The organism is Oribacterium sp. WCC10 (genome assembly GCF_900113415.1).
Taxonomy (GTDB): Bacteria; Bacillota; Clostridia; order Lachnospirales; family Lachnospiraceae; genus Oribacterium.
The window spans coordinates 1-11,784 of sequence record NZ_FOPH01000013.1; the positions used below are offsets into that span (position 1 = coordinate 1).

Genomic DNA, 11,784 nt, shown 5'->3' on the forward strand with positions numbered 1-11,784 from the left:
TACGTTAATCGGAGTGTTACGGCGTGAAGGCTGATCACTGTACAATACTCGGAAAGGCTCTTCATCTATAGCTGGAAAAATATTTTCAGAAAAAAATTTAGCCCATGATTTTTCAAGCATTTTTACTTCTCTTTGGGTTAAATTAGAAGTAGAATCAAACAAGCTGATTTGCTGAGATGAATTTGTTGCAAATGACATAAACTATACCTCCAACAGATCCTATCTCTATTATACTATTTAGAAAAGGTAATGTATTAGGTTTTTAAGGTTCTAGCGCCCCATTTGTCGGGCGACTCATCATATGATGTAAGGATCAAAAGTACGAAATCACGTGCTTGCACGTTGATTTGAGACTTTATGACCCGCCCGAACACGAATAAAGTAGTCGTTTTGCACAGCAAAAGGACCCAAGTTTGAATGTTCAGCAGCACATCTGCCTTCGATTTTTAATCGAAGGAGCCACGCGGCTTTGAGCGCTTCAAAGGAATCTGTAAGGATTCCTTCTCATTGCACACGAATATGTGCGTTTGTGCTGTACATCATATTATCTATCCTAAGCTCTTAGCACTGCTCAAGATCAAATCCGAAATATCTTGCAGCATTGTTGTAAGATATGCCCTTGATGATGTCGCAAAGAGCCTTCTTGTCGTATGGATACTCGCCGTTCTCAACCCAACCACCTACGAGCTCGCAAAGGATACGACGGAAGTAGTCGTGACGTGTGTAGGAGAGGAATGAACGTGAGTCAGTAAGCATTCCGTTGAAGTTTCCAAGTGTTGACAGGTTAGCATAGTTGATGAGCTGATCTGTCATGCCCTGCTTGTGATCATTGAACCACCATGCAGCACCCTGAGTGATACGGTTCTGTACAGGTGCCTTGCAGAAGCATCCTGTGATAGTATTGATGGTTGTGTTGTCACAAGGATTCAGTGAGTAAAGAATGGTCTTAGGAATTTCGTCGGTAGCAGAAAGAGCATTGAAGAATGCTGCAAGCTGGTCAGCAGGAGCATAGTTGTCAACCGCATCAAAACCTGTATCAGCGCCAAGCTTTCCATACATATCAGCATTGTTATCACGGATGCATCCGAAATGAATCTGGAATACGAGATCTCTCTTGTTGTACTCCTTTGCAAGGAACTGCATCTCAGCTGTTCTGTACTTTGCGCACTCAAGATCTGTAAGCTTCTCGCCCTTAAGTCCCTTCTTTACAATCTCATCAACTTCAGCATCTGTAGCAGGAGCATACATAACATAGCGAAGAGCGTGGTCTGTAACCTTGCAGCCCATAGACTGGAAGAAATCAAGACGATTCTTGAGAGCCTCCTTAAGTGATGCGAAATCCTTAACCTCTATACCTGATCTCTCAGAAAGCTTCTTCATGTATGAAGGGAACTCAGGCTTCTCGATATTTGTAACCTTGTCAGGTCTCCATGCAGGAAGAACCTGAACATCGAATGTAGGATCATCCTTTATCTTCTGATGCCACTCAAGTGTATCGATAGGGTCATCTGTTGTGCAGATAAGGGTAACATTTGAAGCCTTGATAATGTTTCTTACAGACATGGACTTATCATGAAGCTTCTCATTACAGAGATTCCAAACCTCTTCAGCTGTATCCCCGTTAAGGTAGCCCTGATATCCGAAATACTTGCGGAGTTCAAGATGAGACCAGTGATAAAGCGGATTTCCGATAAGCTTTGGCATAGTCTCTGCCCACTTCTGGAACTTCTCACGATCTGACTTGTCACCTGTGATATACTCCTCAGGAACACCGTTTGTTCTCATCTGTCTCCACTTGTAGTGGTCACCGCCAAGCCATACCTGGAAAATGTTATCGAACTGACGATCCTCAGCAATCTCCTGTGGGTTGATATGACAGTGATAGTCGAGAATAGGAGCATTCTCAGCATAATCGTGATAAAGCTGCTTTGCTACATCTGTTGAAAGCAGAAAGTCCTTGTCCATAAATGGTTTCATTTTGAATTACCTCCATACTTTTTGCGCCGGCTAATGTTTTTATGTTCACATTAGCTGACGCCGTGTGTCTATTATTAAATTTGGGCGATGCAAGCTCATTGAAATCACAAAACCTAAAACCTAACTGATTCATGAAAATCGCATCTTTATATTTGAACCGGTTACCCGATATCAAAATCTTGTTGTCTGTCTCTTTACGAGATGAGTCTTTACCACAGTCTTGCCGGGTAAAGAAACAGGTACTGCTTCTCCATTTTCATCCATTGGCGGATTCAAAAGTTTCATAAGAGACTTACATGTCTTTGAACAAAGCTCCTGAAGCTTCGCATCCACACTTGTAAGCTCCGGTGTGGAAGCTTCTGCAAGCTTGGAGTTATTGTAGCTGACTATCTGTATATCCTCAGGGATATTAAGGCCCTGACGGGTGGCAAATTTAACCGCACCGACGCCTGATGTGTCAGATGATGCGATGATGGAATCAAATGGTTCCTTTTCATATTCCTTCTGAAGAAGATCCGCAATATCGGAATAGTCCTTCTTTCCCTTGACTATGCGAAGGTTTTCCTCCGGAATGCCGCACTTTTTAGCTCCGGCTCTGATGCCTTCGATCTTCTGACGCCCCGAAAAACTGTCACTGGAATATACATATATGATCTTTTGGGCTCCGGACTCATGAAGCTGTATAAATGCATCCTTCATGCCGCCTTTATCATCACTGATGATAGAGTAAACATTGTCACCCTCGATAAATCCGTTAACAAGCATGACAGGATGTTCCTTCGCCCCGTCAATGATGTACTGATCATCCGCAGGATTCGGCTCTACATACTTTGAACCGGCCAGAATAAATGCATCCACCTGTCTTGACTTGAGAAGTTCAAAGCTCTGCTTTTTTGTCTCGAGATCATAACCTGTACAGCAGAGAATAGAGTTGTAGCCATTCTTTCTGAGTTCCGTCTCAAGATAGTAGATGGCATTGGCAAGGTAAATATCTGATGAGTCTGAGCACATGATGCCGATGGTCTTCATGGAACCACGGCCAAGACCTCTGGCATATGCATTTGGCGTATAACCGTACTCATCAATAACGTCCATGACTTTCTTTCTTGTCTTTTCAGAAACATTGTCCGCGCCGTTTATAACGCGTGAGACAGAGGCGATAGAAACACCCGCTGCCTTTGAAATGTCGTAAATATTCATTTTATTTAAATCCTTTTTATGTTACGTGGCTTACCTGACTGTACCCACATGCGTTCCGCCCGGTTCACGCCGGTTCTGATAGCCGGTGTGAATTTTGATTCGCAAAACAGTTTTCCAAAGAAAAACTGCCATATCGCTACGAAATCCGCTTAATGTGGATCCTCACGCTGTAACCGCTTACATTTGACTTGATTATAACCAACTCGTGTTATAAAATCAATGCATTAGCGAAATTTTGAAAAAAGAGTTTTTCAAACAAAAGAGGAGCAGAATCATGAATTTTCCAAATCGTTCTTTTGACCTTGTTACCATGGGACAGCTCATGCTGAGACTATCACCTCCCGGCAATGAACGTATAGCAAGAAGTGATATATTTGAGAAAAATGTAGGCGGTGCAGAGCTTAATGTTGCCGTCGGAGCATCACTTCTCGGACTCCACACAGGCATCATCTCCAAGCTGCCTTCTCATGATCTCGGTCAGTTCATGAAAGGAACCATCAGAAGCTATGGCGTTTCTGATGACTTTTTCATCTATGACAATTCACCGGAAGCAAGAGTAGCCGTCTACTTCTATGAGTACGGAGCTTACCCTCGTAAACCTCAGGTCATCTATGACAGACGTAATTCCAGCTTCTTTTCCATTACACCTGACGAGATAAATCCGGAAGTTTATAAGAATACCAAATGTTTCCATACATCAGGCATCACGCTGGCGCTTTCACCGGAGATACGAAAGACTTCAATAGAAGCCATAAAGAAATTCAAGGAGAACGGTACACTTATATCATTTGATGTAAATTTCCGTGGAAATCTCTGGACAGGTGATGAAGCAAGAGAAACGATAGAAGAGATACTTCCTTATGTAGATGTTTTCTTCTGCTCTGAGTCTACAGCTCAGCTCACATTCAATAAGACAGGCTCATGTCACGACATGATCAGAAGTTTCACAAAGGACTATCCGATAAAGGCTGTCTTTGCTACTCAGAGAACAGTTCACAGTCCTAAATGTCATGACTTTGGTTCTCTCGCTTATGATGCTGAGAAAGATATGTTCTTCGAGGAGCCGCCATACGAGAATATCGATGTAGTAGACAGAATCGGTTCCGGAGATTCATATATATCAGGCGCACTTTACGGACTTATCAGTTCAGGCGGCAACGTACAGGAAGCAGTGAAGTATGGTAATGCCACATCTGCCATGAAGAACACTATTCCCGGTGATCTTCCTCAGAGCAATCTGAAGGAGATAGATGCCGTAATCGAGGATCACTACTCAACAGGTTTCCACAGTGAGATGAACAGATGATTCATTTGCTCATAAATGATTAGCAGAATTTTATAAAACATTGTCAGAGGGGGACAAGTATGAAAATCAAAAAGAGAATAGTTACAGGAACTGCATTGGCATTGACTGCATTGGCATTATGCTCATGCGGAAGTTCACAAACACCGGAAGCAACCACAGTAGCCAAAGCGGAATCTGAAAATGCAGAAACTACTGCAGCTGAGACAACAGCAGCTGTGAAGGAAACAGAGTCATCTTTAGTTGTTTATGAAAGTAAGGACGGCTGGTCAGTAAAGTATGACAAGGATCACTTCACCGTAAACGAGGGAAATGGCCTCACAAACTTTGTCTATACCGGAGAATCCTCAGGATCTGATCTTGTGGAGATAAGCTATATCAAGGACAAGCAGCCCGAAGAAGTTCTCGGAGAAATCACAGAATCCTGGGGAGATCCTGATAAAGTATCAATATTTGAAAGTTTCTTCCCCGGAACTTCCGATAAATGGGGTTACTGGCGCACGCTCGATGGCACAGATACCGGTTCAGGTCTTAACGAAACAGTCATCGCCGGAGAGTATAACGGAGGTGTCCTTCTTTTTGATATTACAACTCATGTCGAGAAAGGTGAGGATACATCTGTAAGCGATTATATCTCTGACATCATCAACTCCATATCCTATGATGACTTCAAGCCACAGACCATGTATGAATACGTGCCCGGCAAATACACCATGACTTATGAGGACGAACTTGATGGAAATAAGGTGTCTTGCGAGTACTCTGTAACACTCAACGAGGATCACACAGGAATCCTCAGCATACAGGATGATATAGAGGTTCTCTGGGGAAGCAGTGAGTTCATCCCTACTTCCGGCGGTGACAAGATTGAATACACCATCGAGGGCGATAACCTGATGTTGAATCAGGACGGAGAGTGGATTACATTTACAAAGGAGTCCTGATTCAAGCAAAAATATTCAGTCCGGTGTTGACACAATCGATTTAACGTGCTAAAGTACCTTTAAATTAATAACAAAAACCGATGACAGAGAGAAGTAGTTTATCTTTATCGTTCCAGAGAGCTGCAGGTGGTGGGATTGCAGTATGTGCGGATAAGTGAATGGCCTCTGGAGGGTGCTCAGAAAGACATTATCGTTTATTATCGAAGTCAAGTATGCGGCAACGGGTTCTGCACCGTTATCAGGCAGCACATATGCTGGTATGTGAAGAGTGACCTTTTTTATGAAGGTAATATGAGTGGTACCACGGATTTATATATTCGCCTCATGTCGGGAGCAATCCTGACATGAGGCTTTTTTGTGTATAAGTCCTGTATCAGATGTCTGTAAATACTGCAAGCCGGCTTGCAAGTATTTACAGACATCTGATACGACAACAGAAATCGAGAATAAGCACGATAGCGCGGATTCAAAATTCCTGTCAGGATTGCGAGAGTTGCGCAAAAACGAAGCATTCCGCAGGACTTATACCAATTCAGTATCACATGGCTCCAGTAAAAACGAATCATTACAAATTGACGTAACATAATTGGAGGAAAAACAAATGAAGAAACAGTTAATCGCAGCATCTATGGCAACTTTTATGGCAGCATCACTTATGGCTTGCGGCGGAAGTTCAGCACCTGCATCCACAACAGCAGCCGCTGAAACTACAGCAGCTTCAACAGAGAAATCCGCTGCAGATTCCACAGACAGGAAAGAGTATAAAGTCGGTATCGTCCTTTTCATGGATCATCCGTCACTCAATCAGATAAAGGATAATGTTGCTTCTGAGCTCGATAGACTTTCAGCTGATATGAATGTCAACTTCAACTATTCAGACTACACATTCAACGGACAGGGCGATGCAACAGTTCTCAATCAGATTGCAAGCGAGCTTATATCTGACGAAGTAGATGTTATCATCCCTATCGCAACACCGGCTGCACAGGTTGTTCAGGCCGCAGTAGAAGATAAGGCCATCCCTGTTGTATTCTCTGCAGTTTCAGATCCGGTTTCTGCAAATCTTGTTTCTTCAATGGAGACTCCGGGTGCCAACATTACCGGAACCTCAGATGCCCTCAATACAAATGCCATCATGGATCTCATGTTTGCAGTAAATCCTGACACAGACTATGTCGGTCTCCTTTACTCAAATTCAGAGGATTCTTCTAAGCAGCCTATCGCTGATGCCAAGAAGTATCTTGATGATAAGGGTATCAAGTACATCGAAAAGACCGGTACAAAAACTGATGAAGTTCAGGCAGCAGCTGATGCACTTGTTGCAGAGGGTGTTGATGCGGTATTCACACCTACAGACAATACTATCCAGCAGGCTGAACTTGGAATCTACGAGAAGTTCCAGGATGCAAAGATAGCACACTACGCAGGCGCTGACAGCTTTGCTCTTAACGGTGCATTTATGGGCTATGGCGTTGATTATTCATATCTCGGTGTTGCTACAGCAGACATGGTTGCTGACATACTTGTAAACGGCAAGGACGTTTCTACAACATCCGTGCAGACATTTGACAACGGTATCGCCACCATCAATACAGATACCTGCGAAGTTCTCGGTCTCAGCCTTGATGATGTGAAGAAAGCCATTGAGCCTCTCTGCACACAGATCGTTGAAACAAAGACTGAGAAAGAATTCTCAAAGTAAATTTTCAGGAGGAAATTCCATTGACTGGCTTCTTAACAGCAGGCATAATCCGCACCGCACTTGAGGTGGGACTCATATATTCACTTGTTGCACTTTCACTGTTCATCAGTTATTCGATTCTTAATATCTGCGATCTTTCAACTGATGGTTGCTATACTCTGGGCTGCGCCGTGGGTGCCATCATCACCATCGCAGGGCACCCGTTCCTTGCCATACCTGCCGCCATGCTTGCGGGTATTTGTTCCGGATTTGTAACAGCACTTCTCCAGACGAAGTTTGGAGTGGAAAGCATTCTCGCCGGAATCATTGTAAATACCGGCCTGTATACAGTGAATCTCGCCGTCATGGGATTCAGTTCCAATGTCTCTATCTTTGGCACCAATACCATCTTTTCTCTTTTCAAAGGATTGAGTGATTCAAGCTTCTGGAAGGACTGGTCAGCTCTTATCCTTTTGGCAGTCATAGTTGTAATCATTTGTGCCATCATCAAGTGGTTCCTTGGAACAACTCTTGGTCTATCCATCCGTGCGACAGGAGACAGCCCTGCCATGGTCAGAGCTTCTTCCATCAACCCTATATTCACGACCACAGTAGGACTTTGTTTTTCCAATTCACTTACCGGTCTCGCAGGCTGTCTCATAGGTCAGTACAACAAAACCTGTGACATTAATCTCGGAACAGGTATGGTTACCATCGCGCTGGCATCTCTTGTGATAGGTGAGACTCTCTGCGGTAAGAAAAAGATGATGTTCAGAATCTTCGGCATGGTCATCGGTTCATGCTTTTACAGATTCATCATTTCCATCGCACTTCGTCTTAATGTTCCTACCGAGGCATTTAAACTTGTATCAGCAGTTATCGTTGCCATCGCCATCGCAGCACCACGCGCAAAACAGCTCATCGAGTTTAAGCAAAAACAGCTCAGTGCCATGCAGGAAAGAAAAGCCCTGAGAGGAGGTAAGGCAAATGCCTGATATTGCACACACCTTCATCTCCCAAAACAGACATACCTGCTCTGTAAACAATTTGAGCACTTTATCAGGAGGCAGAGCAAATGCTTAAGATCGAACACATATTTAAAACCTTTAACACAGGAACAGTTAATGAAAAAAAAGCTCTGACAGACCTTTGCCTCGATCTTGAGGACGGAGATTTCGCCACCATCATCGGCTCAAACGGTGCCGGAAAATCAACCCTGTTCAATGCTATAGCCGGTTCTTTCTATACAGATTCCGGCTTCATCGAACTGGATGGAAGTGATATCACTTTCACTCCGGAGCACGCTCGCAGCCGCTACATAGGTCGTCTCTTTCAGGATCCTCTCATGGGAACCGCACCTCATATGACCATAGAAGAAAACCTGTCTGTTGCATACCTGAGAGCAAGTGAGCATAAAAGAGGTCTTTTCAGTCATGTTTCAAAAGCTGAAAGAGACAAGTTCAGAGAACAGCTTTCACTTCTCGATATGGGACTTGAAGACAGAATGAATCACCCTGTAGGACTTCTTTCCGGAGGTCAAAGACAGGCTCTGACACTTCTCATGGCAACTATGGTAACGCCGAAGCTCCTGCTTCTCGATGAGCACACAGCAGCTCTTGATCCTTCAACAGCTGCCAAGGTTCTTGATCTAACAAAGAAGATTGTTTCAAAGAATCACATCACCTGTCTCATGGTTACTCACAATATGAATCAGGCCCTGGAACTTGGAAACCGCACTCTTATGATGAACAATGGAAACATTGTCTTTGATGTCAAAGGTGAGGAACGTTCACACATGACCATTCAGGATCTCCTGGACAAATTTGAAGAGAGAGCCGGAAAGGGTCTCAATAACGACAGAATTCTTCTTTCGACGAAGGAAGGGGTATAAATCCTGCGCATAATCAGTGAGTGGCAAATACTTTTGACACTCACATCAAAAAATAGCTTAGTGCAGAAGTCCCGTTTTGTTGTAATGGGACTTCTGTTTTTGTATAATTCTATATAGAAAAAAATTATTCCACCGCATTAGTTCAGTTTCATAAACTCAATGAAACTTGTGCTTATAGTGAAAATACAAGATCGTAATTCATTATGCCGAAGGAACTCGACATAACAGTATAAATCATCCTTCAGCATGGCAGGTTTCTATTATAATCGCCATGTCTATAGGAAACTCAGGAGGCAGTTATGATCAAAAAACATTTTGTCATCACTATCGACAGACAGTATGGTTCAGGCGGACGTGTAGTGGGCAAGCGTCTTGCTGAGGACCTGGGCATTCACTTTTATGACAATGATATTCTGAAGCTCACATCAGAGCGTGCAGCCATAGGTGAACAGTATTTCCGTCTGGCTGATGAAAAAGCCGGCAATAACATTCTCTACAAAATCGTATCCCATCTGACACCTGACATCTCAAGCCCGAAGCTTGATGAGAACATCGTTTCTCCGGAAAATCTTTTCAGATTCCAGGCCGAAGTCATCAGAGAAATCGCAGAAAACGAGACCTGTATCATCGCCGGTCGCTGCAGTAATTTCATTCTGTCAGAAGCAAAAATGGAAGACCATGTCGATTTCTTTGTTTATGCCGATGAGGAAACACGTATAAAGCGTGCCATGGACTACGACAAGATCGACAGGGACGAGGCTGTAAAACGTATCAAGAAGATCAACAACGAGCGTAAAAAGTATCATAAGTACTATACTGCTCATGACTGGATGGATCCGGATTGCTACGATCTCATGATCAATGCTTCACGCATCGAATATGACGACATGGAACGACTCATGAAAGACTACTTACGTATGAAGGGATTTATCGACTGATGAACAAAACTGTAAATGGCATCGCAAGACCACTCCGCGGGGAGCTCACCGTTCCCGGAGACAAAAGCATTTCCCACCGCTCAGTTATGCTGGGGGCACTTTCCGAAGGAACCACGCATGTTAAAGGCTTCCTGAACGGAGCGGACTGCCTTTCAACTATCGAATGCTTCAGAAACCTCGGAATCGAGATAGAGCTAAGCGTTGATGAGACAGAAGTGACCATACACGGAAAAGGTCTCCATGGACTTAATGCCTATAACGGCACTCTGGACTGCGGTAATTCCGGCACCACAACGAGACTTATATCCGGCATTCTTTCCGCTCAGAATTTCGATTCAGAGCTCACAGGTGATGAAAGCATACAGAAGCGCCCCATGAAGCGTATCATGAAACCCCTCGGCGAAATGGGGGCCGAAATCACTTCAGTTCGCGGCAATGACTGCGCGCCTTTGCACATTCACGGAAAGGAACTTCACGGTATCACCTATGAATCACCGGTGGCAAGTGCTCAAGTGAAGTCAGCCATTCTTTTCGCTGGTCTGTATGCTGATGGAACAACTACAGTCATCGAACCAACATTGTCGCGTGACCACAGTGAAAGAATGCTTACTGCACTGGGTGCCAATGTCTCTACCCGTAAACTTCCCGATGGAAGAGCAGCGATAAGCATTGAACACTGTGACAGGCTGGTGGCTCCCGGGGATGTTCTGGAAGTTCCCGGAGACATTTCTTCTGCCGCATACTTTATCTCGGCAGCTCTTCTGGTTCCGGGATCTGATGTAGTTATAAGAAATGTAGGTATCAACCCTACAAGAGACGGAATCATCGAAGCATATCTCAGTATGGGTGCTGACATAACACTTGAAAACAAACGTCTTTCAGGTTCCGAGGATGTTGCGGACATTCATGTACGATACACCGACGGACTACACGGCACAGAGATCGGCGGTTCACTTATTCCGAGACTTATAGACGAACTACCTGTGATAGCTGCAGTGGCAGCAGGTGCTTCCGGAGAGACTCGTATCAAGGATGCAGCCGAACTTAAGGTTAAGGAATCAAACCGTATAGCTGTCATGGTTGACGGTCTGGAAAAAGTCGGCGTAAAAGCAACCGAAACTGAAGACGGTATGATCATCGAAGGGCAGGGCAGTGGACTCACTCTTATATCCGGCGAGATCGATACTCATAAGGATCACCGTATAGCCATGACATTTGCGGTTCTGGCACTGGCAGGATCAGAAAATACAGAAGTTACTCTTAAGGATGCAGATTGTATCAATATCTCTTACCCTACATTCTACGAGGATCTTGGGAAACTTTGATTCCTGATCACAACACATTACACACGAATGTGTACACTGGTGCTAATCAGTGAGTGGCAATACTTTTACAATCACGTCATATAAATAGTGCGATGAATACGTATTTCATACTTTAAGATAAAGTAAAATTGCTTTTTGATAATGCTGTGAGTATGAAAATCGACGTTGAAATATCTCAATTAACCTCTCTGCATATAGCTCATATATACGGGGAGGTTGATTCTTTGTAAGAAGAGTGAGTATTACATTATATCTTTACTTTATATGATAACTAAATGTAATATCAAAATGATGTTGACATTCTTGCGGCTCTCTGATAAATTATTCAAGTCGCATAAAGCGGCAAAACAAATGGCGGATTGGTCAAGCGGTTAAGACGCAGCCCTCTCACGGCTGAATCCCGGGTTCGATTCCCGGATCCGTCATTTGAAAACTTAATTTAATATGGCGGATTGGTCAAGCGGTTAAGACGCAGCCCTCTCACGGCTGAATCCCGGGTTCGATTCCCGGATCCGTCACTAAGCT

General features: G+C 43.9%; 9 protein-coding genes, 2 tRNA genes, 1 pseudogene and 1 other annotated feature. Of the genes and pseudogenes, 9 read left to right on the forward strand and 3 right to left on the reverse strand.

The window, feature by feature from the left end:
• The 3 genes and pseudogenes from BM294_RS10025 to BM294_RS10035 form a co-directional block, all read right to left on the reverse strand.
• A pseudogene (locus tag BM294_RS10025) lies at positions 1–198 on the reverse strand (transposase); the annotation flags it as partial.
• A 363-nt stretch (positions 199–561) separates the two neighbouring features.
• Positions 562–1,977, reverse strand: a complete 1,416-nt coding sequence (gene uxaC / locus BM294_RS10030; RefSeq protein ID WP_091207709.1) for a glucuronate isomerase — start codon at positions 1,975–1,977, stop codon at positions 562–564.
• A gap of 171 nt (positions 1,978–2,148) precedes the next feature.
• Positions 2,149–3,177, reverse strand: coding sequence for a LacI family DNA-binding transcriptional regulator (locus tag BM294_RS10035; protein WP_091207711.1), 1,029 nt, complete (start codon positions 3,175–3,177; stop codon positions 2,149–2,151).
• Positions 3,178–3,451: 274 nt separating this feature from the next.
• Between BM294_RS10035 and BM294_RS10040 the strand changes: the two genes are divergently transcribed.
• From BM294_RS10040 to BM294_RS10080, 9 genes are all read left to right on the forward strand, one after another.
• Positions 3,452–4,483, forward strand: coding sequence for a sugar kinase (locus BM294_RS10040; RefSeq protein WP_091207714.1), 1,032 nt, complete (start codon positions 3,452–3,454; stop codon positions 4,481–4,483).
• 59 nt (positions 4,484–4,542) lie between these two features.
• The gene (locus BM294_RS10045) at positions 4,543–5,424 is read left to right on the forward strand and encodes a hypothetical protein (protein ID WP_091207716.1); all 882 of its coding nucleotides are present in this window, start codon (positions 4,543–4,545) and stop codon (positions 5,422–5,424) included.
• A gap of 71 nt (positions 5,425–5,495) precedes the next feature.
• Positions 5,496–5,752: a binding site (T-box leader), on the forward strand.
• Positions 5,753–6,025: 273 nt separating this feature from the next.
• A complete protein-coding gene (locus tag BM294_RS10050) occupies positions 6,026–7,126 on the forward strand; it encodes an ABC transporter substrate-binding protein (protein ID WP_091207719.1) in 1,101 nt (366 codons plus the stop codon).
• A 20-nt stretch (positions 7,127–7,146) separates the two neighbouring features.
• Positions 7,147–8,100: an ABC transporter permease gene (locus tag BM294_RS10055; RefSeq protein WP_091207721.1), complete on the forward strand. Its 954-nt coding sequence runs from the start codon at positions 7,147–7,149 to the stop codon at positions 8,098–8,100.
• An 80-nt stretch (positions 8,101–8,180) separates the two neighbouring features.
• Positions 8,181–8,996: an ABC transporter ATP-binding protein gene (locus BM294_RS10060; RefSeq protein ID WP_091207724.1), complete on the forward strand. Its 816-nt coding sequence runs from the start codon at positions 8,181–8,183 to the stop codon at positions 8,994–8,996.
• A 299-nt stretch (positions 8,997–9,295) separates the two neighbouring features.
• A complete protein-coding gene (locus tag BM294_RS10065) occupies positions 9,296–9,934 on the forward strand; it encodes a cytidylate kinase-like family protein (RefSeq protein WP_091207726.1) in 639 nt (212 codons plus the stop codon).
• Entirely contained in the window at positions 9,934–11,259 is a 1,326-nt protein-coding gene (gene aroA, locus BM294_RS10070) for a 3-phosphoshikimate 1-carboxyvinyltransferase (RefSeq protein ID WP_091207727.1), read from the forward strand. The genes BM294_RS10065 and aroA overlap by 1 nt, the downstream gene beginning before the upstream one ends.
• Before the next feature lie 353 nt (positions 11,260–11,612).
• A tRNA-Glu gene (locus BM294_RS10075) sits at positions 11,613–11,684 on the forward strand.
• Between the two features lie 21 nt (positions 11,685–11,705).
• A tRNA-Glu gene (locus tag BM294_RS10080) sits at positions 11,706–11,777 on the forward strand.
• Positions 11,778–11,784 lie beyond the last annotated feature (7 nt).

Bases quoted from the DNA above. Each gene is read 5' to 3' on its own strand.
- aroA (WP_091207727.1), top strand. From the start codon at position 9,934: ATGAACAAAACTGTAAATGGCATCGCAAGACCACTCCGCGGGGAGCTC.
- BM294_RS10050 (WP_091207719.1), top strand. From the start codon at position 6,026: ATGAAGAAACAGTTAATCGCAGCATCTATGGCAACTTTTATGGCAGCA.
- BM294_RS10045 (WP_091207716.1), top strand. From the start codon at position 4,543: ATGAAAATCAAAAAGAGAATAGTTACAGGAACTGCATTGGCATTGACT.
- BM294_RS10035 (WP_091207711.1), bottom strand. From the start codon at position 3,177: ATGAATATTTACGACATTTCAAAGGCAGCGGGTGTTTCTATCGCCTCT.
- uxaC (WP_091207709.1), bottom strand. From the start codon at position 1,977: ATGAAACCATTTATGGACAAGGACTTTCTGCTTTCAACAGATGTAGCA.
- BM294_RS10040 (WP_091207714.1), top strand. From the start codon at position 3,452: ATGAATTTTCCAAATCGTTCTTTTGACCTTGTTACCATGGGACAGCTC.
- BM294_RS10065 (WP_091207726.1), top strand. From the start codon at position 9,296: ATGATCAAAAAACATTTTGTCATCACTATCGACAGACAGTATGGTTCA.
- BM294_RS10060 (WP_091207724.1), top strand. From the start codon at position 8,181: ATGCTTAAGATCGAACACATATTTAAAACCTTTAACACAGGAACAGTT.